Annotated in this window: 20 protein-coding genes; 10 read left to right on the top strand and 10 right to left on the bottom strand. The window is 65.5% G+C overall.

The features are described from left to right. Positions 1 to 4 precede the first annotated feature (4 nt). Positions 5 to 1,726, bottom strand: coding sequence for a cation:proton antiporter (locus tag P73_RS10290; RefSeq protein ID WP_043869495.1), 1,722 nt, complete (start codon positions 1,724 to 1,726; stop codon positions 5 to 7). 248 nt (positions 1,727 to 1,974) lie between these two features. Here P73_RS10290 and P73_RS10285 point away from each other — a divergent pair, with 248 nt between their 5' ends. Then, the gene (locus P73_RS10285; protein WP_043869494.1) at positions 1,975 to 2,841 is read left to right on the top strand and encodes a universal stress protein; all 867 of its coding nucleotides are present in this window, start codon (positions 1,975 to 1,977) and stop codon (positions 2,839 to 2,841) included. A 92-nt stretch (positions 2,842 to 2,933) separates the two neighbouring features. Here P73_RS10285 and P73_RS10280 read toward each other — a convergent pair whose 3' ends face one another. The 5 genes from P73_RS10280 to P73_RS10260 are packed head-to-tail and all read right to left on the bottom strand — an operon-like array spanning position 2,934 to position 7,751. Beyond that, positions 2,934 to 3,785 (bottom strand): ABC transporter permease, encoded by an 852-nt coding sequence (locus P73_RS10280; RefSeq protein WP_082033180.1) that lies wholly within the window; start codon positions 3,783 to 3,785, stop codon positions 2,934 to 2,936. Continuing rightward, positions 3,697 to 4,494 carry an ABC transporter ATP-binding protein gene (locus tag P73_RS10275; protein WP_043869493.1) on the bottom strand — a complete coding sequence of 266 codons (798 nt, stop codon included), beginning with the start codon at positions 4,492 to 4,494 and terminating at the stop codon, positions 3,697 to 3,699. Before P73_RS10275 ends, P73_RS10280 begins: the two co-directional genes overlap by 89 nt. After that, a complete protein-coding gene (locus tag P73_RS10270; protein ID WP_043869492.1) occupies positions 4,491 to 5,471 on the bottom strand; it encodes an ABC transporter substrate-binding protein in 981 nt (326 codons plus the stop codon). Before P73_RS10270 ends, P73_RS10275 begins: the two co-directional genes overlap by 4 nt. A gap of 43 nt (positions 5,472 to 5,514) precedes the next feature. After that, positions 5,515 to 6,378, bottom strand: coding sequence for a TauD/TfdA dioxygenase family protein (locus tag P73_RS10265; protein ID WP_043869491.1), 864 nt, complete (start codon positions 6,376 to 6,378; stop codon positions 5,515 to 5,517). Then, positions 6,375 to 7,751, bottom strand: coding sequence for a cytosine deaminase (locus tag P73_RS10260; RefSeq protein WP_074743270.1), 1,377 nt, complete (start codon positions 7,749 to 7,751; stop codon positions 6,375 to 6,377). Before P73_RS10260 ends, P73_RS10265 begins: the two co-directional genes overlap by 4 nt. A 255-nt stretch (positions 7,752 to 8,006) precedes the next feature. Between P73_RS10260 and P73_RS10255 the strand changes: the two genes are divergently transcribed. Together P73_RS10255 and P73_RS10250 are read left to right on the top strand one after the other, a co-directional pair. Then, positions 8,007 to 8,981 (top strand): isopenicillin N synthase family dioxygenase, encoded by a 975-nt coding sequence (locus tag P73_RS10255; RefSeq protein WP_043869490.1) that lies wholly within the window; start codon positions 8,007 to 8,009, stop codon positions 8,979 to 8,981. Next, entirely contained in the window at positions 8,978 to 9,775 is a 798-nt protein-coding gene (locus tag P73_RS10250; RefSeq protein WP_052453155.1) for an SDR family NAD(P)-dependent oxidoreductase, read from the top strand. Before P73_RS10255 ends, P73_RS10250 begins: the two co-directional genes overlap by 4 nt. 6 nt (positions 9,776 to 9,781) lie before the next feature. Here P73_RS10250 and P73_RS10245 read toward each other — a convergent pair whose 3' ends face one another. Then, complete coding sequence (locus P73_RS10245) at positions 9,782 to 10,684, bottom strand: LysR family transcriptional regulator (RefSeq protein ID WP_043869489.1); 903 nt, start codon at positions 10,682 to 10,684, stop codon at positions 9,782 to 9,784. A gap of 109 nt (positions 10,685 to 10,793) precedes the next feature. Between P73_RS10245 and P73_RS25615 the strand changes: the two genes are divergently transcribed. The 7 genes from P73_RS25615 to P73_RS24355 all read left to right on the top strand — a co-directional run bounded on the left by P73_RS25615 (position 10,794) and on the right by P73_RS24355 (position 18,498). Further along, positions 10,794 to 11,009: a hypothetical protein gene (locus P73_RS25615; RefSeq protein ID WP_139267156.1), complete on the top strand. Its 216-nt coding sequence runs from the start codon at positions 10,794 to 10,796 to the stop codon at positions 11,007 to 11,009. 63 nt (positions 11,010 to 11,072) lie between these two features. Next, a complete protein-coding gene (locus P73_RS10240) occupies positions 11,073 to 12,059 on the top strand; it encodes a LysR family transcriptional regulator (RefSeq protein WP_052453154.1) in 987 nt (328 codons plus the stop codon). A gap of 174 nt (positions 12,060 to 12,233) precedes the next feature. Beyond that, positions 12,234 to 13,415, top strand: a complete 1,182-nt coding sequence (locus P73_RS10235) for an extracellular solute-binding protein (protein WP_082033179.1) — start codon at positions 12,234 to 12,236, stop codon at positions 13,413 to 13,415. Positions 13,416 to 13,434: 19 nt separating this feature from the next. Next, positions 13,435 to 15,213 carry an ABC transporter permease gene (locus P73_RS10230; RefSeq protein WP_158401930.1) on the top strand — a complete coding sequence of 593 codons (1,779 nt, stop codon included), beginning with the start codon at positions 13,435 to 13,437 and terminating at the stop codon, positions 15,211 to 15,213. A 23-nt stretch (positions 15,214 to 15,236) separates the two neighbouring features. Next, positions 15,237 to 16,418, top strand: coding sequence for an ABC transporter ATP-binding protein (locus P73_RS10225; RefSeq protein ID WP_052453153.1), 1,182 nt, complete (start codon positions 15,237 to 15,239; stop codon positions 16,416 to 16,418). After that, on the top strand, positions 16,411 to 17,379 hold the full coding sequence (locus P73_RS10220; protein ID WP_043869486.1) for an alpha/beta fold hydrolase: 969 nt from the start codon (positions 16,411 to 16,413) through the stop codon (positions 17,377 to 17,379). Before P73_RS10225 ends, P73_RS10220 begins: the two co-directional genes overlap by 8 nt. A gap of 18 nt (positions 17,380 to 17,397) precedes the next feature. Further along, positions 17,398 to 18,498, top strand: a complete 1,101-nt coding sequence (locus P73_RS24355) for an alpha/beta hydrolase family protein (RefSeq protein WP_052453152.1) — start codon at positions 17,398 to 17,400, stop codon at positions 18,496 to 18,498. A 256-nt stretch (positions 18,499 to 18,754) separates the two neighbouring features. On the opposite strand, the gene P73_RS10210 is transcribed toward P73_RS24355, so the two are convergent. The 3 genes from P73_RS10210 to P73_RS10200 are packed head-to-tail and all read right to left on the bottom strand — an operon-like array spanning position 18,755 to position 21,430. Then, the gene (locus P73_RS10210) at positions 18,755 to 19,639 is read right to left on the bottom strand and encodes a VOC family protein (RefSeq protein ID WP_043869485.1); all 885 of its coding nucleotides are present in this window, start codon (positions 19,637 to 19,639) and stop codon (positions 18,755 to 18,757) included. Positions 19,640 to 19,652: 13 nt separating this feature from the next. Further along, the gene (locus P73_RS10205) at positions 19,653 to 20,528 is read right to left on the bottom strand and encodes a fumarylacetoacetate hydrolase family protein (RefSeq protein ID WP_043869484.1); all 876 of its coding nucleotides are present in this window, start codon (positions 20,526 to 20,528) and stop codon (positions 19,653 to 19,655) included. After that, complete coding sequence (locus tag P73_RS10200) at positions 20,525 to 21,430, bottom strand: NAD(P)-dependent oxidoreductase (protein ID WP_052453151.1); 906 nt, start codon at positions 21,428 to 21,430, stop codon at positions 20,525 to 20,527. The genes P73_RS10205 and P73_RS10200 overlap by 4 nt, the downstream gene beginning before the upstream one ends. Positions 21,431 to 21,683 lie beyond the last annotated feature (253 nt).

Raw genomic sequence — 21,683 nt, 5'->3', positions numbered from 1 at the left:
CGGATCAGGACACCTGTTTCTCTTCGGTGTCGATCTGCGGAATGTCCGTTCGCTCTTCCTCGGGGGCGCCGCAGAGCAGGTCGACGGCCCGGTCGGCGGCATCCTGGAAGGGTTCGAGCACCATGTCCGCGCCCGAGGCGAACAGGCCTTCCGTCTCCTTCGGGTGATGCGAGGTGACGACGATGCGGCCGCCGAAACCGGCCGCGCGGCTCAGCTGGATCAGCGTCGCGCGCGTGTCCTCGTGGGTCAGCCCAGTGGGATGGGCCGGAACGGTCGAGACGATCCACTCCGCGCGCGGCAGCGGCAAGTCGGAGACGAATTGCGGATCGGTCGCGTCGCCGAATTCCGCCTCGAGGCCGAGCCCGCGCCAGCGCCGCACCGCCAGCGGGTTGAAATCGACGCCCAGCGCCCGGATGCCCCGCTTGCGCAGGCGCATGCCGATCGCCGTGCCGAACCGTCCGAGCCCGAAGAGGACGATCCTGTAGCCCTCGTCATGATGTGCCCCCGCCTCGGAGGGCTCGCGCGGCGTGCCCCTGCGCTCGAAAATGCCGAGGGCGGGTCCGAGACGGGCGAAGATCTGGTGCGAATAGGTGATCATGTAGGTGGAGGCCGCGATGGTGACGAGCCCCACCATGGTGACGAGCCCGAGCGCATCCTCCTGCACATGACCGAGCGAGACGCCCATCGCGACGAAGATCAGGGAGAATTCGCTGATCTGTGCCACGGTCAGGCCGGCGAGGAAGCCGGTGCGCTTGCGATAGCCCATCGCCCCCATGATCGCGAGGACGATCAGCGGGTTGCCGATCAGCACGAAGAGCGAGAAGACGATGGCACCGCCGACATGCGCACCCAGCAGAGACAGGTCGAGCGCGGAGCCGAGCGAGATGAAGAAGAAGAGCAGCAGGAAATCGCGCAGCGGGGCGAGGCGTGCCGCGATGGTCTCCCGATAGGGGGTGGAGGCGAGCGCGACCCCCGCCAGCAACCCGCCGACCTCCTTGCCCAGCCCGACGATGTCCCCGATCGCCGCGAACATCGCCGCCATGGCGATGGCGAAGATCACCAGCAGTTCAGGCGCCCGCGCCAGCCGTTCCGTCAGCGGATCGGCCACGTAGCGCACGAACAGGATGACGAGCGCCACCATCGCGGCGCCGGACGCGAGCACCAGCGGCACGGAGCCGCTGCCCTGCGCGGTCCCGGCCGCGCCGATCCCGATGGCGGAGAGCACGATCATCGCGAGCACCACCACGAGGTCCTGCACGATGAGGAACCCGAGGGCGATCTGCCCGTGCAGGCTGTCGATCTCGCGCTTGTCCGACAGCAGCTTGACGATGATGATGGTCGAGGAGAACGTCAGCGCCACCGCGACATAGAGGCTCGTGACATGGCCGAGCCCGAGCGCGAGACCGATCAGGTAGCCGAAGACCGAGGTGAAGGCGACCTGCCCGAGCCCGGTCATGAGCGCGACGCCCCCGAGCGAGCGGATGAGCTTCACGTCGAGCTTGATGCCGACCAGAAAGAGCAGGACGGCGATGCCGAGCTCGGACAGCAGGCTGATCTGTTCGTCCGAATGCACCACGTCGAGGACGGAGGGGCCGGCGATCAGCCCGACGGCGATGAAGCTCACGATCAGCGGCTGCCGCAGGATGATGCCGAGGAAGCCGATCACCGCCGCCATGACCAGAAGGGCCGAGATTTCCGCAAAGGGCGACTGCGCGATCAGTTCCATGAAGGGGTCTTCTCTTCCGTTCCTTGTCTTCCGGTCCCCGGCGTCGGACGGGCCGTCTGTTCCGTTCTTTCTTCCCGCGCGATCCCGCCGGACGCCGCGACGGTTCCCCGCCGCCTGACCAGGCTTTTCAGAAGCGTCTCCCCTGTCATAGGATAACATATATCAAGTTTGATGATTCAGACAGGTTTTTGGGCATGTTCCACCTTCCCTGGCCTGCGGATCGGGCAGGATGCAGGGAGGCTGATGCCATGAAGAAAATCCTGGTGGCCACGGATTTCTCCGAACGTTCCGACCGGGCGCTGCGGCGCGCGGTGCTGCTGGCGCGCAGAGTCGGCGCCGAGCTCGGTCTTGTGCATGTCGTCGACGACGACCAGCCCCCCTATATCGTCGGCACCGAGCGGAAGGACGCCGAAAAGCTGCTGGCGCAGATGGCCGCCACCCTTCGGGAGGTCGACGGCGTCGAATGCCGCACACAGGTGGTCCTCGCCTCGCCCTTCATCGGGATCGCCAGCGCGGTGGACAGCCTCGCGCCCGACCTTCTCGTCATCGGGCCGCACCGCCGGCAGGTGCTGAAGGACGTGTTCATCGGCACCACGGCCGAGCGGACCATCCGCTCGGTAAGCTGTCCCGTCCTGATGGTGAACGCGCCGCCGGCCGGGCCCTACCGGCATGTGCTGCTGACGACGGACCTGTCGGAAGGCTCGTGCAACGCCCTGCGCCGCCTGCCCGCGCTGGGCGGCGGAGCCCTGTCGCGGCATTCGCTGCTCTACGTCTTCGACACCGCCGGACTGAACCTGACCTTCAGCCACTCCCTCCCGACGGATGCGCAGGACCGCTACCGTCTCGAGGCGGAGCGCGACGCCTCCCGCGAGCTCGCGCAGTTCGCCGCCACCGCCGGGCTCGGCGACCTCCGGCACCTGGCCCGGCGCAAGTCGACGGCGGTCCCCCACGAGATTCTCAAGGCGGCGGAGGCGGAACATGCCGATCTCGTCGTGATCTCGACCCATGGCCGGAGCGGCCTTGCCAAGATGCTCCTCGGCAGCGTCACCGAACAGGTCCTGCGCGACGCACCGGTGGACGTGCTCGCCCTTCCGCCCCTGCCGGAGACGGTCTGACGCAAGGCGGGATGACCCCGACCCGGCGCATTCGTCCGCCCCGCAGGATCGTGTCGCGCAGATCGCTGGCCTTTCTGTCGGCCGCGGCCCCGTCAATTCTGCATTCGGATACTCCAGGGAAAGAAGACGCGTTCACAGATGGCGATGATCTGGAACAGGACCATCGCGAGGACTGACAGCACGACGATGGCACCGAAGCCCATGGGCGTATTGAAGAAGGCGAGCGAGGAGGTCATCAGGAAACCGAGACCCCGGTCCGCGGCGACGAATTCGCCGACGACGGCACCGATCACCGACAAGGTGATCGCCATCTTCAGCCCCGCGAAGATGAAGGGGACTGCATAGGGCAAGCGGATACGCAGCAGTTCCTTCATCGGACCGGCCCGGAGCGAGCGCCCCAGTTCCAAAAGCTCCTTCGGCACCGCCGACAGCCCTGTCGCCGTGGAGACGACCAGCGGGAAGAAGGCGACCAGCATCGCCACGATGATCTTCGGCGCCGCATTGGTTCCCAGCATGACCACGAGGATCGGTGCCAGAGCCACCTTCGGAACCGACTGCGACAGGATGATCAGCGGATAGATCGCCACACGGCCGAAATTCGACATTGTGATCCATGCGGCAAGCGGAAAGGACACCGCGATTGCCAGAAAGAATCCTCCCATCACCGTCACGAAGGTCGCCCAGGTATGGCTTGCCACGGCGCTCGGCGCTCCCCAGAGCGCGACCGCGATCTTCGTCGGCGGCGGCAGCATGTAGATCGGCACAGAGAGCAGCCGGACCATGGCCTCCCACAGCACGAACAGGACCGTCAGGACAACGAGCGGCAGAAGCGTCTCGCGCCACGCCTTCCAGTGTCTACGCAGTCGCTTCACGAGCGGGGATGCGGGTGTCGCGCTTGCCGTAGATGTGCTGACGAATTCTTTGGACCGCGTGATGGTATTCATTGGTAGTCTCCATGTCCTGTGTGCGCGGGCGCGCCAGTCCGATGCGGACATCGTCGACTATGCGGCCCGGCCGCGCGCTCATCACGATGACACGGTCGGACAGGAACACTGCCTCGTTGATCGAATGGGTGACGAAAATGATGGTCTTCGGCTTCTGCCGCCAAAGCTCCAGAAGATGTCCGCCCATCTCCTCGCGGGTAAGCGCATCGAGTGCGGCGAACGGCTCGTCCATCAACATCACCGCCGGATCGCGGATCAGGCCCCGGCAGATCGCGACGCGTTGCTGCATACCGCCCGATAACTCGTCGGGATGGCGGCCTTCGAAATCCTGCAAGCCGACGAGCGCCAAAAGCTCGCGGGCACGATCGGCACTATCGGGCGCGATCTCGCCCAGCATCCGCAGCGGGAACAGGACGTTTTCCAGCACCGTCGCCCAGGGCAGAAGCGTGGGCGCCTGGAACACGAAGCCGACGTCCGGCGTCGGTGCGCTGACCTGCGTCTCCCCCAGCATCACCCGCCCCGCACTGGGCCGGATCAGTCCACTGACCAATCGCAGCAATGTGGACTTGCCACAGCCCGAGGGCCCGACGAGAGAGACGAACTCGCCGGCCTCTACCGTCAGATCGACGTCGGAGAGGGCGGTGACGCGCTCCTCGTCCTCGCCGAAGGTCTGGACAATCCCGCCGAGTCGGACGTCGCCCGCGTTCATTCCGGCACCATACTGTCATCGTAGAATTTTTCGACGTCGACCTCGGTGTCCAGCCCCTGCGAGTTCGCGACGATGTCGAAGGTCTGCTGAAGCATGTTTCTGTCGATATGACTTACACCGATGTCCTCGCTCAGGTCGTTGAAGACGAAGTCGAGATAGGCGAGATGGTTCTTGAGCACGCGCTCGTAACCGAGTTCGGGATACTGGGCCGATATGATCCTCGCCGTCTCCTCGGGGTTGTCGCGCGACCATTCGAGCGATCGGCGCATCGCCCGCAGATAACGCTCCAGAAGATCCGGGGTCTGCTCGATCACATCGGTACGGGTGAACTGGCACTCGCCGTAGATGCGCAATCCGTTCTCGGCCATGGTCATGCCCTGGAGCTCCTCCCCCTGGGCCTGAGCCTCCTCGTTGCGCAGGTCTATGACAGTGGCGAATCCGGTCATCGCGTCGATCTGGCCGGCCAGTAGAGTCGGCAGCAGCGCGCTCGCCTCCATGTTGACGAAGCGCACGCTGTCGGGATCAAGCCCCACGGCCTCGGCCATCACCGGAAAGTAGACCTGCATGGAATTGCCGGCGGTCAGCCCGAAGGTCTTCCCTTCGAGATCTCCGAGCGAGGTGATGCCGGAGCTTTTCAGCACCCAGATGCCCTGTGGCGACGAGGTGTATTCCGACGCGATACATTTCAGCGGCAGGCCCTCGCGCTCGATCGCGACCATGACGGTGCCGCTGTCGGCCGTGCCGACGGTGGCGGTTCCCGTCACCACTTTCTTGATGGTATCGCCGGAACCGAATCCGCGCTGGATCGTCAGGTCGATCCCCTCATCGTCGAAAAAGCCCTTTTCCTTTCCCGCCACCATGTAGGCGTTTTCACCCTGGATCAGCCAGTTCGCCTGAAAGGTCATCTCGTCCTGCGCCAGAACCGGCGAGGCCAGTGTTCCCGCAACCAGCGAGAGCAATATGAATTTCATCTTCATTGCCTTATCCCCTGTCGGGCTTTCGTTACGCCACCACCACAGTTCACGCTGGGACGTCGCCCTGCACCATCATGCGGTGAATGTGCCGCTTGTATTTCGTGTCGTCGAAGAGGGTGCCGGTGTGCAGCGTCCGGCGATTGTCCCACATCACGACATCGCCCTCGGTCCATTTGTGAACGAGCACGAAGTCCTCGCCCGTGGCGTAGTCGACAAGCTCGTCGACGATCCGCTTGCCCTCGGGATTGGAGACCCCCTCCAGCCCGTAGACGGTGCCCGTGCCGATGAAGAGACTCTTGCGGCCGGTGGCGGGATGTGTCCTCACCAGCGGATGCGTGACATCGGGCGTCTTCGCCTTCTGCTCTTCCGTCAGCGGGGCGCGGTCGGCACGGGTTGCCATCCACTTCTGATAGGAATGCTGGATCTTCTTCCCGTCCAGCTCGGCCTTGCGGGCCTCTGGCAGCGCGTCCCAGGCCGCACTCATGTCGGCGAACAGCGTGTCGCCCCCTTCCGGCGGGCACATGATGCCATAGAGCATCGTCGCCATCACCGGCCGCTCCTTGTAGCTGAGATCGGTATGCCAGCCTATTCCCTCATTATGGGCGCCCAAGGGCTTTCCGTTCTCCTCGAGGTTCGAGAGCACGTAGATTTCGGGATAGTCCGGCAGCGTATACTGCAACAGCGTATGGGTCTCGAGCGGACCAAAGCGCCGTCCGAAGGCACGGAGTTCCTCCGGTGTCAGCTTCTGGCCGGGCAACACGACCACGCCGTGAATGTCGAAAGCCTCCTTCAGCTTCGCGAAAACCGCGTCGTCCAGATCGGCCAGGTCGACGCCGCGGATCTCGACGCCGAGCTTTTTGGAAAGGGGCCGCATCTCGAGCGGCCGGTGCGGGGCGGTATTGAGTGTCATTCTACTGTCTCCGTCCTGATCGTTTGAATGGGAGCATGATCTCGCGGCGGGTCGAGTTCCGAATACTCGGGCAGCCGGGGGCGTACCCGCAGGCCGCCGCGCACGAGGATGCGATCGCCTTGCGGCCGCGACAGCAACTCGTTCAGATTGCGTGCGTTGAAGAGGTTGAAATCCGCCCGGCCGCCGACGCGCAGCGTCCCCTGGTCGGGAAGCCGCATGATCCCGGCAGGCACCGAGGTTACGAGCGCCGGCGCATCGCCGACCGGATTGTCGAGTTGCAGGATACGGACCGCCTGGCGGAACGTATCGAAGAGGTCGTGATCGCCATAGGCATAGAAGGCATCGCGGCAGTTGTCGCCCGCCACGGCGACGGATACGCCGGCCGCCGAAAGCTCGGCCACGGGCGGCACACCGCGCCAGCGCGGGCTGCGGCCCGGAGTGCGGTCCTGAAGGTACATGTTCACGACCGGCAGCGTGATGACCGATATTTCTGCCTCTGCAACCCGTGCGATCGTCCGCGCCGCCGCCTCCTCGGGCTGGACGGCCAGGCTACAGCAATGGCCGCAGGTCACGCGACCTTCGTAGCCGTGGCGGATGGTCGCCTCGGCCACCGCGGCAAGGGCGCGGGCGTTGGGATCTCCCGACTCGTCGACATGCAGGTCGAGGTCCAGGTCATGCGCCTCCGCCAATCCGAAGAGCTGATCGAGCAGCCTTTCGAACCCCTCGAACGGCATGCCATGGAGCCCATGTGTGGACCGCGTGACCGCGCCCAGAACCCCGCCTGCGTCAGCGGCGATTTGCGCCAGCCGCGCTCCGAACGGCGTCCCGTAGACATCGAGGGGAACGAAGGCAACCGCCTGCAGGTCGATCCGGCCACGCCATTCGTCGCGCAGGCGGCGGAAGACCCGCCAGCTGATCTCGGCCTGCGGCTCGGGCGAGTCCAGATGGGTCCGCGTGGCGGTCACGCCATGTGCATAGGCCGCGCGAAGGCCGAAACTCATCCGCCGATAGAGGTCCTCGTAGGACCAATACGCCTCACGGTCCGCGGTCGTCGCGTCGCGTGCGCCAGCGAACGTGCCGTCCGCCCCGATGAGGCGAGGAAACGCCTGGCATTTGTCGAGATGGACATGGGCGTCCACGAGGCCGGGCCAGATATGCCGGCCGGCGAGATCATGGATCGGCAGTGTCGGATCGACGGCGTCGCCGGAGGGCAGGATTGCCTCTATCCGCCCGCCCCGGACGATCACATCACAGCGGACCGCGTCATCGGCTTCCACCGGCATGTCGCCGCTGTCGAGAAACGCCCGGTGAATCTGTGCGTCCCGCAGACAGAAGCTGTTCTCAGCGATGTCGATGTCATCGAAAGGTGTCATCCGATCGTCATTCTCCCGTTGTCCTGCCGTCAAGAACACGCCGGGAAACGTGGATCGAAAAGAACTTAATTGAGAGCAGCCTGCGCGAAAAACGGCATCGGTCCGGCAACCGATGCCACAGACTCCGCCGAAGACATGGTCTTACGGCCGACGATACCTTTTTCAGAGCACCGCGCGCTGAAATCTCTTCTGTTCGTGCACAGTCGCTCGTGCCTCAATTCCGCTCACACATTCATCGTTGAAAGGACTTCGCCCATGACCCACATCGAGATCGAGGTCGTCGACATCGGCCCATTCCACACCGACGATGCGGACGCGCGTCTTGCCACGGCCCGCGCCTTTGGTCGATCGATGGAGCGCACGGGCTTTGCCGTCATCACCGGACATCGGGTGCCAGAGACCCTGGCCGAAGACCTGCACGCAAGCCTGCGCACATTCTTCGCGCTTCCGTTCGACCAGAAATCGGCTCTGATGCCGCCGGAGAAGGTCAAGGGACGCGGCTATCTTCCGATGGGCATCGAGAGCGTGGCGAAGACGCTGGATGGCGAGACCCCGCCTGACCTGTGCGAAGCCCTGGTGTTCTCCGCCCCCCACCGCGAATTGCGCGGCGAGCACAGTCGCAACGATTGGCCGGGCGCGCCCACCGAATTGACGCCGTTGATCCGTCAGTGGACACAGGAGATGGAACGGCTGACGCGCGTCCTGGCGCGGATCTCGTCTCTGGCGCTGGACCTGCCCGAGGACTATCTCGATGCCGCCTATGCCGATCCGTCGCTGACGCTCCGTTTCGTCAACTACCCCGATCAGCCCGATCCTCCCGCGCCCGGCCAGTTGCGCTATGGGGCGCACCACGATTACGGGGGGCTGACCGTTCTGCGACAGGACACGGCACCTGGCGGGCTGGAAATTCGCGACACCGACGGCATCTGGCGGGAAGCGCGCACGATACCCGGTTCTTTTGTGATCAACGTGGGCGATCTGATGTCCCGCTGGACGAACGGGCGATGGCGCTCGACGTTGCACCGCGTGACCAATCCCGACCGTGTGGTCACCGGCTCCACCCAGCGGCTGTCGCTTGTGGCCTTCACCAACCCTCACGAAACCTGGGAGATCGCTCCGCTGCCAAGCTGCGTGTCCGACGAGCGACCTGCGGCGCATCCGCCGGTACGCGCCGGCGATTTCATCCGCGAGAAGATCCGCACTTCAATGGACCTGACGGTGACACGATGACTGCGGCCCTCCCGCAACGTTACGCCGGACGCACCGCCATCCTGACCGGCGCGACCGGTCGCCTGGGCGCCGGCATCGCCAGCCGCCTCGCGGCGGAAGGCGCGCGTCTGTGCCTCGTTGATCGCGAGCGGCCATCCGTCGACGATCTGGCGGCGTCTCTTGCGGCGGATTTCCCCGGCGCCCGACCCGCCGTCTTCGTCGGAGATCTGGCCGACCCCGGCGCCGCGGACAAGGTTGTCCACGAGATCTTCGGGACGGTCGGAACGGTAGAACTTCTGGTGAATGCGGCCGGCGGCTACCTGACAGGCGGTTTCCTGTCGACCGGCGCGCATTTGCCCGAGGCTATCGGTATCAACCTGATGACAGCAGCCAACATGATCCGCGGCGTCGCCCGGCATTGGGTAGCACACGGCGCGCAGGGGACGGTGGTGAACCTGACCTCCGCCGCCAGCCTCCATCCGGCTCCCGCGACGGCCGGCTATGTCGCGTCCAAGGCCGGTCTGAACGCCCTGACCTCGACCCTGGCGATGGAGCTGGGACAGCATGGCATCCGGGTCAACGCAATCGCGCCCGGCATGATCCTCGGCGAGGTCTTCACCGCGGCCGGCACCTCCGATCCGGAAATCCTGCGGGTGCTGGACGGCACGCCACTTGGCCGCACCGGCCGGCCCGAGGACGTGGCCGCGGCCGTCGCCTTTCTGGGATCGGACGACGCCGCCTGGATCACCGGGGCGATCCTGCCGGTGACGGGCGGCGCGCATTCCGGCCGCCCACATTTCCCTGTCGCAGACTGAGGCCAGTCAGCCAAGACCCGATCGGGCGGCAAAGCTCCGCTCGATGAAATGCGCGAGCATGCTGGCGGCCGGCTCCAGCGGCCCCCGCGAGCGATGCACCAGGGAAATGGTCTGCTGCCCCTTGGCGGCGCTGAACGGCACGAAAGCGAGACTCCCCTCACGCAGTTCGAGATCGACATCGGCACGGTTGAGGACGGCGAGGTTCGGTGACAGGCGCGCCAGCCGTTTCATCAGCTCCAACGAGTCGGTCTCGATGATCGGCTCAAACTCGATGTCCGGCGGCACCAGCAACTCGACCGTCGCCCGCAGCGAGAGCCCGATCTCGGCAGCCACGATCGGATATCCGATGCAGTCCGCGAGGCGGATCTCGCGTTTCGTTGCCAGCGGATGATCGGGCGACATGGCGGCGCCGAGTTGCTGATGGATGTCCAGGACGCGCGTCAGCCGGGACGACGCCGGCAGATTGTAGCCCAGCCCCAGATCCGCCTCGCCGGCGGCAACCGCGTGGACGATCCGGTCGCCGGTCAGGATGCGCACACGGACCTTGATCCTGGAGTGCTCGCTGCGAAATTCCGCCAGGGCCTCGGCCAGAAGGTTCGGCGCCAAGCCGGCCATCGTGACGACAGTGACATCGCCACGCATCAGGCCCTTCAGTCCGTTGATCCGGGCGATTGTATGTTCATGCTCGCGCAGCGTGGTGCGAACGTGCTGGATCAGGATCTCACCCGCAGCCGTCAGCCGCAGACCGCGCGGCAGCCGCTCAAAAATCGGTGTGCCGAGATCCTCCTCCAGTTCGATGATGCGCCGGTTCACCGCCGAGGAGGCGACATTCAGCCGGACCGCCGCTTTCCGGATCGAGCCGGCGCGGGTCACCTCGTCGAGGTATTTCAGGAGCCGATTGTGGATCAAACTCAGATCTCCAAGCCTGCAAGTCCGCCGGACCGAGATGGCCGATGCCCTTGCCGAACCTCTGCCGGGACCGCTCGCGACGGACGGCCTCTCGTCCGGGAGACAGTCCGTGGCAGGCACCACCACGATAGCGCATCTTGACTTTCAGGTTATCACCGTTTCACCCGCGCCAGCAAGTTTCCTGAACGGTGAGGCGCGTCGCCGATGGTCCCGGCAAACTTCCCCGACGGCATCGCCGGACGAGGCGATCTCTCCGGCAGACCAGAAATCCAACGTCGCTCTGGAACCGCCAGCTTGCGATTTCGACGCCAACGCGGGAAACTGAAGATCCTTAAGCGGCCGGAGCCTGACACAGGTCCGTGGCCCTCCGAATGCCGGGAACGCCATCATGATCAACCCGAACAACTTCGATCTGAACCTGCTCCGGGTCTTCGATGCCCTCATCCGGGAAAGAAGCGTCTCCGCCGCGGCCGACCGGCTCTGTCTGTCGCAACCCGCAGTCAGCAATGCTTTGAACCGGCTGCGCAACCTTCTGGACGATCCGCTTTTCGTGCGCACCCGACAGGGCATGGAACCCACCCCCTTCGCTCTCCGAATGAAGGAACCGGTGCAGGACGGCCTTCTGCGGATCAGGGCGGGGATCTCGCAGATCCTTACCTTCGACCCACAGCAGTCGGACCGGACCTTCAAGCTCATCATGAATGATGTCGGGTCCGCCAGTTTCCTGCCCGGCATCATGGCGCAACTGATGGTCGACGCCCCGAATATCGACATCGAAGTCTGCGAGATCGGCCATTCCGGCTATGAGGATCTGCTCGACAGCGGTTCCGCCGACCTTGCGGTCGGGCGGGTCGTGTTGTCGGATACATTCCGGTCGCAGTTCCTGGTACGCACGCAATATGTTGCGATCCTCCGCCAAGGGCATCCCGCCCTTGGCGAGGAGAACGGCGAGTCGGTCCTGACGCGCGAGGCTTACGCCACGGCGCAGCATGTCATCGTCACACCTGCCGGAGCGCCCAGCAATCCGGTGGAACGGACGCTGGCGAGTCTCAACCTGGACCGTCGCATCGCGTTGCGCCTTCCCCATGCGACGTCCCTGGTGAACATCCTGCCGGCGACGAACCTGATCTCGACCCTGCCGGAACGATGCCGCGATTTCCTGACCGCCGAACGGGGCCTCGTCGCCGTCCGACTCCCGATACCGATCGAACCAAACGTGATCCAGCAGTGGTGGCACAGGCGGCACGACTACGATGTGGGACATCAATGGTTCCGCCGCTATGTCGCCGACACGATCTCGAACAGCACATTCACGGAAATCGGTTTGGCGCCAAAAATTATTGATCCCGTGAATACGACAAATTCCGCATCGTAATTTGCCACGGGCCGAAATGCGGGATTAGCTGAAATCGGTCGCGCGATTGGCCTGACCGGAGCCACCACGCTCCGATGGGCCCCCTTGGGAGGGGGAAAGCACGCGACGCGGTCCTTCAGAACAACCGGACCACACGAAGGGGACCGGATCGGTTCCTGACAGGGAGGAAAAGATATGTTTACACGCATGGGCGCGATTCCGCGCGTTTCCAGTCGTCTGGCGCTCGTCGTGGCCGCCGCGGCAGGATCCTTGCTCACGGGCGCCACCGAGGCATCGGCGCAGGCAGCCGAGCAGAACCCGCACATCGAAGAACTTATCGAGCAGGCCAGGCAGGAGGGCAGCCTCTACCTGAACTGGAGCGACTACGGCGACATCATCGGCGACTGGGTCGACGGCTATCTGGAGACCTACGGCCTGAAAGGTGAGATCGAGGTCGTCCACACGCCCAACCCGAACGGCACGGCGGCCTTCCTGCAACTCGAGGAGGAGTTCTCCGCCGGGCGCCCGGCCCATACCGATATCATGGAGGGGGCCGAACTGCGCACTGCTCTCGGCATTTCCGGCTTCCGACGGTCCGGCGGTTTCCTCGCCGACATCGACTATGCCAGCCTCCCGAATGTCGCACCAGCCATGGTCAAGGGCGACGGCAAGACGGTCGTCTATGCGCATATCATGCCCGGCATCAGCTACAATACGAACACGGTGGCGCCCGAGGATCTGCCGAAAAACATCGAAGACTATACCGACCCGACCTTCCTTAACGAGTACAACGTCGCCTCGACCGGCCAGGCCTCGGGTTTCGATTTTCTCTTCACCGAGCAGACATGGGGGTTCGAGCGGGCCTGCGAGTTCACGACCCGCTTGGGCGCCGGCATAGCCGGACTGATCGAACCGCATGAGGCGACGCGCATCGCCTCCGGCGAATTCGACATGCTGATCTTCGACCAGGGCCTGCGCCCGCTTCAACTGGCCGCGTCCGGAGCGCCGGTCGCAATCACCTATCCCGAAGGTTATACCTTTCGCCGTGCCCAGCATTTCTCGATTCCCGAGAATGCCGAACACAAGGCGGCAGCGCAGCTTTTCATCAATTACATGCTCAGCCCCGAGGCGCAGCAGATCCTCTACGACAAGTATAGGATCGACAGCCACGACCGTGACGGATCGCTGAGCGCGGGCACCCTCGCCCAAGTGAGCGAACAGACAGGCACGCCCACCGACATCGACATCGCCTTCATCGAACAATCCTACATGGACGAGATCCGCCCGGCGATCCCCCTGATGCGCGGGATGTTGACCGGCGAATACGGCCCCGACGACTGCGCAGGACTGGCCGAACAGGTCAAGGACGGGAACTGAGACGATGCCGGCGACATCCATGAACAAAGGCCCGCAGCCGGTCGACGACGGACCTGTGCCCCCCGCGGACGGCTCCGGCCATGGGCGCGTCGACGGCACGGACTGGCTCGCGGCGGCCCTCGCCGCGATCCCCTCGCTGGCCGTCGTGGGGTTGCTGCTGGCAACCATCTGGCTTAGTTTCGGCGAATTTCCCACTGACGGCGCCGGGACCGTGCTGACGCTTGACCACTGGCGCGCCCTTTTCGCCAGCCCCGAGGTCGCCACGATGGCCAGGAACACGCTGTCCTTCTCGCTCCAGTCGCTGGCCTGGGCGCTGATCCTGGGCGTGACGCTGGCCTGGATCGTGCAGCGCACCGATGTCGGCGGGCGCAGGCTGACCTATGCGCTGGTCACCGTCGGCGTCCTGCTGCCCGGCTTCTTCACCGCGATGGCCTACATGTATCTGCTGCATCCCCGGATCGGCACCATCAACACCCTGCTGGCCGCGCTGACCGGCAGCCGCGATACGGTCATCAACGTGGTCAGCATCCCCGGCATGGCCGCGATCCAGGGCCTGTCGATGAGCCCGATCGTCTTCGTGCTCATGGCGGGCAGCATCGCCAACATGGACGGGGCGCTGGAATCCGCCGCACGGGTCCACGGCGCCTCGGCCTGGCGGGCGGTCCGGCTGATCACCCTGCCGATGATGAAGGCGGCGCTGGCGGGGGCGGCCTTCTACGTCGCCGCGATCTCGGTCGCCACGCTCGACGTGCCGCTGATCATCGGCCTTCAGGACAAGATCCTGGTCTTCTCCACCTATCTCTATGTCCAGACCCAGTCGCTGGAAGGCACCGAGCAATACAGCATCGCCGCTGCCTTCGCCACGCTGCTGATCGCCGGCGCCCTGGTCCTCAGCTGGGCCTATGCCCGCATCATCGCCCAGGCCCGCAGGTACGAGGTGATCTCGGGCAAGGCCCAGCCGCCCCGGCAGATCGCCCTCGGCCGGATGCGCCCGCTGGCCCGCCTGTTCGTCGCCGCCTACCTGGTCGCCGTGGTGATCCTGCCGATCGTCGTGCTGATCTGGGTGTCGCTGCTGCCCTACCTTCAGCCGGTCTCGCAATTCGCGCTCGACAACGCGGGCCTCGGCAACTACCGCGCCCTGCCCTGGGATCTGATCGCGCGCGGGATCCGCAACACCGGCCTACTGGTGCTGACGGCGCCGGCGGCGGCGGTGCTCTTCAGCCTGGTCTTCACCTGGCTGGTGCTGCGCTCGAAACTGCGCTGGCGGGCGGCGTTCGACTACATCGCCTTCCTGCCCCACGCGGTGCCCACGGTCATCTTCGCCTTCGTCACCCTGCTGGTGGTGGTGCGCTACCGTCCGCTGGGCCTCGACCTCTACGGCTCGGTCGCGGTCCTGTTCATCCTCTACGTCATCGTGATGCTCAGCTTCGGCACCCGGATCACCAACGCCGCATGGGTGCAGGTCAACCGCGAACTCGAGGAGGCCGCCTATGTCTCGGGCGCGACGGTGCGCGGCATGACGCTGCGGGTGCTGCTGCCGATCATGGCGCCCTCGCTGCTGATGGCCTGGCTCTGGCTGGTCATGTTCGTCTTCCGCGAACTGACGGTGGCGACGCTGCTGCTCAGCCGGACCAACATCACCCTGCCCGTGGTGATCTGGACCAACTGGGCCACCGGGCAACAGACCATGGCCGCCGCCATCACCGTGGTGATGATAGCCGTGATGACACCGCTGGTCGCGATCTACCTGCTGCGCTTCGGCAACATGATCCAGGCCGAGAAACCCCTGACCCACTGAGCCCGAAGCCGCGAGACACACGCATGACATCCGACGCCGTCCTTCTGGTCGAAGACCTCGAAAAACACCACGTCGATGCCTCCGGGCACCGCAACACCGCCGTCGATGGCCTGTCCTTCGAGATGCGGCAGGGCGATTTCTACACCCTGCTCGGCCCCTCGGGCTGCGGCAAATCCACGACCCTGCGCGCCATCGCCGGGCTCGAACCGATCGACACCGGCCGGATCACCCTGCACGGCCAGGTACTCAACGACACCGCCCAGGGCATCGCCGTTCCCCCCAACCGCCGCCAGCTCGGCATGGTCTTCCAGAGCTACGCCATCTGGCCCCACATGACCGTGACCCAGAACGTCGCCTTCCCGCTGCGGATGCAGCGCCCGAAACTGTCGTCCCGCGACATCGCCGCCCGCGTGCACGAGGCGCTCGCGGCCGTCCAGCTCGACAGCTTCAGCAACCGGATGGCCACCGCGCTGTCCGGCGGACAGCAGCAGCGGCTGGCGCTCGCGCGCGCCCTCGTGGCCCGGCCGCGCCTTCTGCTGCTCGACGAGCCGCTCTCGAACCTCGACGCGCGGCTGCGCTCCTCGATGCTGGCCGAGCTGACCCGGTTGCAACGCGACTTCGGCACCACCGCGCTCTACGTGACCCACGACCAGACCGAGGCCCTGAGCATGTCGAGCCGCCTCGCCGTCATGAACCAGGGCCGCATCGTGCAGGAGGGCAGCCCCGCCGACATCTACTATCGCCCCGCCGACGAATTCGTCGCCCGCTTCGTGGGCGAGATGAACATGCTCGGCGCCACCGCCGACACGCCCCTGACCCCCGGCACGACCGGAACCGTCCGCCTTTCCGACGGCACCGCCCTGCCCGTCCACGCCGCCATCAGCGTCGCCAAGGGGCAGACGGTCTCGCTCGGGGCGCGCTACGAAAGCGTGACGATCCTGCCCGCGGGCACTCCCGGTCCGGCCGATGCGGCCATCCTTCCCGCGGTGCTTACCGGCCAGGTCTTCCTGGGCGAGATCCGGCGCTGGTCGGCCCGCCTGCCCGACGGGACCGAACTGGTCGCCACCTCGATCGGACGGCAGGCGGACGGCCTGTCGCCGGGCAGCGCCGTGTCGCTGGCCATCGCCCGGCAGGATCTGCTGGTCTTTCCCACCCCCGCGGCCACCCCGCCCGCGCAACCCGCTTCCGGAGATGCAGATGGATGACAGACTCGCGCTCGTTCAGGGCGACCCCGACCCGGCGATCGGCGACATCGGCGGCTACGTCTCGAAGGTGAAGACCATCGACGGCCTGCGCACCCGCTATTTCGACGAGGGCCGGGGCACGCCCTTCTTCCTGTGCCACGGCGGCGGCTGGCGCGGCAACCACACCGCCAACACCTTCGTGTCGCTCTTCCCGCACCTCGCACCGCACTACCGCGTCATCGCCGCCGACAAGATCGGCAGCGGGCTGACCGACAACCCGCCCGCGCCCGAGCACTACACCGTGGAAGCGCAGGTCGCGCACATGACGGCCTTCATCCGCTCCTTCGGCCACGACCGCATCGTCCTGCTGGGACAGTCGCGCGGCGCCTATCTCGCCGCCCGGATCGCCGTCGAGAACCCGGACATGATCCGCGCACTGATCCTCGTCAACACCGCCACGCTCGGCCCCGAGGTCGGCGATCTCTACGCCCGGCGCCGCGATCTCTTCAAGGGGCGCGGCCTGATCGACAGCGGCCGCGCCATCGGCCCCGACCGCGCCGCCTTCGCCGAAGACGTCCGCTGGGACTACGAACGCCTCTCCTACGACGGCAGCTACATCACCGACGAATTCATCGCCGCCGGCGTGGCGATGGAATACACCCAGAAATCGGCCGATGGCGTCGAGATGTGCTACCGCCAGGGCGGGCAGGACCATTTCTTCCGCTCGCTGGCCCGCCAGAAACCCGACACGCTCGAAAAGCTGCGCCAGGGCGCGGTGCAGGCCCCGACGCTGATCTACTGGGGCCGCGACGACCCCTCGGCGGTGCTCGAGATCGGGCACCAGCTCTACACCCTGATCGAGCAGAACAACCCCCGGACGCGGATGCTCATCACCAACCGCGCCGGCCACTTCCACTACGACGAACACCCCGCGGAATTCGCCCATTACACCCGCGCCTTCCTCGACCACGAACTTTCCTGAAACTGAGAGAGCCGAACCATGCCGACAACCGATGCCGCCCGCTTCCACACCGTCCTGCCCGTCGCCTTCCAGACCATGCGCCTCGTCTCCGAGGGGCTGGACGTGTTCGAGGCCTTCCGCGTGCTCGACCGGATCACCGACGCCGGCGACTGGCACGACCGGATGGCGGCGGCGGGCGACGACTGGGCGCAGCGCGGCGCGGACGCCGAGACGCACGGCCACACCCTCTCGGCCGAACGCGCCTTCCGGCAATCCGCCGGCTTCTATCTCGGCGCAGCACTCTGGAACGTGCCCGACCCGGCACTGACCACGCCCACCTACATGAAATGCGTCGCCGCCTTCCGCCGGGCCGCCGCGCTGACCACGCACCCGGCGATGACCCCCGTCACCATCCCGTTCGAGGGCGTCGATCTGCCCGGCTACCTCTACCGGCCCGAGGGCCTCTCCGACGGCGAAAAGGTGCCGGCCGTCATCGTCATCGGCGGCACCGACGCCACCAAGGAAGAGGCCGACGGCCTCGGCGCGCGCGAACTGGCCCTGCGCGGCGTCGCGGTGCTCACCTTCGACGGCCCCGGCCAGGGCGAGCCCCTGCGCCTGCACAACCTGGTCTCGCGGCCCGATTACGAGACCGTGCTCAGCCGCGCCATCGACGTGCTCGAGACGGTCGATTTCGTGGACACCGGCCGCATCGGCCTGCTCGGCGCCAGCCTCGGCACCTATTACGCGACGCGCGGCGCCACCGACCCGCGGGTCAAGGCGCTGGTCTGCCACGGCTCGATCTTCGACATGGTCAGCGAAAGCACGCGGATGCAGACCCGGCCCGACCACGCGAATTTCCGGCTGATCACCGGCAAGACCTCGGCCGAGGACATCCGCGCCTATTTCGCGGCCTACAACCTGGCCGAGATCGCCCCGACGGTGAACTGCCCGGTGCTGGTCGTGCACAGCGGCCAGGACAACATCGTGGCCGCCGACTCCGGCCACCGCCTGCGCGACGCCTTCGGCGACAACGCCGAACTGGTCTTCCTGGAAGACGGCCTGCACTGCTGCATCGAATACTACGCCCGCTTGCAGCCGCGCATGTATGACTGGCTCATCGACCGCCTGAAGGCGGCCTAGCCTCGCCTGAAACCCTGCCGCCAGCGGCGGTCGGCAAGACGTGCCTGCCTGTGAGAGTTGCGGCGAGGCCTTTTCCTGTCTCGCGACGTGGCCGCGCCGGCGTTCGGGAGACAGGATGCACTCATTCTCGTCACGGGTTTCGGCGCGCCGGTGCCAAGGCGCTGGCGCAGGCCGTCGCCATCTCGCCATCGCAGCCGCTCCGGGCAAGCGGGCAGAAGACGCCCATCATGGCAGGCTCCTGCCGCGCCTTATCCGTTCAATCAAGAAAACCCTCGGGCGGCGGCGTGCCCCACATGTTTGCGGCCAGCGCGATATCCTCCCAGACCTTCCCCTTCTGCGGAAACTCCTGGTGCACGCGACGCGGCTCGTAGACCTCGAGATCTTCGTTCACGCGGTCGAGTTCACAAAACAATTCGATGATCTGGTCGTCTGCGTTCCTGTGATAGGTTGAAAGGTTATGCCCGATCCCGTGACGCACCGGACCCCAGACCAGTGGAATCCGGTCCTGCGCAAGCAGGTCGCAGGCGTCGCGGATATGGGTCCAGTCGCGCAGTTCGAAGGCGATGTGGTGCATCTTGTTGCGCTCGCCTTGCACCAGGTTGATCGTGTGGTGATCCGGCCCGCAGCGCAGGAAGGCAAAGAAATCGCCCATCCAGTCGCTGACCTTGAAGCCCAGCACGTCGCAGTAGAACTTCACCGTTTTCTGCACATCGGTGGAGTTGAACGCGACATGGCCCAGCTTATTGGGCGAAATGCCCGCGCGCTGGAAGCCGACCCCGGCGCCTTCGGCTTCGACGAAGGCTTCGACGCGGGTTCCAGTGTCGTCGGCGAAGAGCAACGCGTCGGAAATGTTCGGCTGCGCATCACGGCGCCGCGACGTTTCGAGGCCATGCGCCCTGATCTGGCGGTCGTAGTCGCCCAGATCGGTGCCTGGCGGCAATTGGAACCCCAGCGCATCGCATCTGGCTGCGCTCCCCTTCCTCAGGACCACCGTGTGATGGTCGCCGCTGGTCGACAGATAGGCCGCGTCTGCGTCCCGGTCGACGAGGGTCAGGCCCATAACTCTGGTATAGTGGTCGATCTGACCTTCGAGATCCGGGGTCTCGAATGACGCATAGACGATGCGGTTCACCTTGATCATGTTCGCTCCTCTCCTAGACGAATGTGTTCTCGAGCGTTCCAAGCCCTTCGACCGTGACCGCCACGCGATCTCCGGACCTGAGGAACTCCTGCGGATCTCGGCCGAAGCCGACGCCGGCCGGCGTGCCGGTGGCGATGATGTCACCCGGCTCCAGCGTCATGATTCCACCGAGATGCCGCAGGATCGCGTCGATGCCGAAGATGAGTTTCGACGTGTTGGACTGCTGCTTGATGGCGCCGTTCACCGTCAGGCTGATGTCGAGCGCATCAGGGTTCGGAACCTGCCGGGCGGGGGTGATCCACGGCCCGGTCGGCTGGAACTTGTCCCAAGCCTTCTGCATGACCCAGTCGATCCCCACCCAAGGGCGGTTCACGATCCAATCGCGCGCCGAGACGTCGTTGACGACCGTGTAGCCGGCCACGGCGTCCCTCGGCTCGCCCCTGTCGCCGGGACCGAACCGGCGGCCCATGACGATGCCCAGCTCGGCCTCCCAATCGTTCATCCTGGCACCCGCGGGCAGCGGGATATCCTCGCCATGGGCCGCAAGGCAGGTCTGCGGGCGCAGAAAGGAATATGGAAACTCCGGCGGTTGCGTGACCTTCATCTCCTCGAGATGGTCATGGTAGTTCACGCCGATGCAGATGAGCTTGCGCGGAGTGGACAGCGGCGGCAGGAACGTCACGCGCTCGGAGTCGATCGGAGTCTGCCCCGCGGAATCGGCACGGTCGATCCGCCGCTCCATATTCTCCCAATCGAAAAACACCTCTTCCAGCGTGTCGACATGGACATCGTGCAGCACGTCGTTCAGCTTGTAGATCCTGTCGTCGATCAGGATCAGGGGCGCCGGCGCGCCATCGACGATTCCTGCGCCGAGCTTGTAGTCAGTCATTTGTCGGTGTCTCCATTCTTGTTCGGGGTCGGCAAACCCGCGGCTTCGGCAAAGACCGCGTAAACCGCCGACACGTCCTTGCCGCCGTAGCCCTCGGCGATTGCTTTTTCGTAGAAGGGCCGCGTGCTGGACAGGACAGGCATCTGCATGTTCAGATCGCCGCCGCGCTTCTCGATCAGCAGGATGTCCTTGAGCAGGATGTCGGTCGACGCCAGCACCTTCTCCCAGTCGCCGTGTGCCATACGCCCCGCGCGCGCACTGAACTGGACCGAGCCCCCCGCCCCGTCGCGGAGCGCGGCGATCAGCCGGTCCGGATCGAGGCCCAGCTTCGTTCCGAAGGCGAGGGTTTCGGCGGTCGAGGCGATATTGGCGGCGACCAGCATGTTCGCGCAAAGCTTCGTGTTGAGTGCCGCGCCGAATACGCCCATGAAACAGGGCCTGTCGGTCAGTATCTCAATGACGGGCCGGGCCTGTTCATAGGCCGCTTCGTCGCCGCTCAGCAGATAGACGGCCGTGCGCGCGGTCACCATCGGAGGCAGACCGCTGATCGCGCTGTCGAGCATCATGCCGCCCTTGGCCTGAAGCCGCAGAAGCTGTTCGCGTTTCACCTCGGTAGAGAGCGTGGACAACTCAACCACAATCTTGCCGGTGCAGTCTCCGCTCGCCACCCCATTTTCGCCGCCGATTACATCGCGCAGCGCGTCATCGCCGGAGATGCAGCAGAGGATGACATCCGCACCCTCCGCCACCTCGCGCGACGAACCGACGCGCCTTCCGCCGATCTCTTCGAAATCGGTCGACGCGCTGCGCCGGTAGCCCAGCACTTCGTGCCCGGCGTCGATCAGGACCTTGGCAATCGGCAAGCCGATATTTCCAAGGCCAATGAGTCCGATGGACGTCATGAGTTCGTCTCCTCCCGCCGTAACGACCCATCCTTCGCAAGGTCGTCGCCCTTGTCTCCCGCTTCAGCCTTCGGAAAGGCTGTCCGATGGCTATAATTTCCAAAAAATTATCCTAATTCCAAATTTCAGGATTATTGTGAAGGCGTCAAGCAGGTTCGTGAAAGAAGTTCGGCGACGGCGGACCAGTCGGATCGGTGGACCGGTCGCCGATCAGGAGAAATCAACATGACACCCATCGCAAACGTCCCCCTTG

It is taken from the genome of Celeribacter indicus (genome assembly GCF_000819565.1).
GTDB lineage: Bacteria > Pseudomonadota > Alphaproteobacteria > Rhodobacterales > Rhodobacteraceae > Celeribacter > Celeribacter indicus.
Note: the sequence above shows the minus strand (reverse complement) of the source record. Positions and strands in the feature narration are given on the sequence as shown.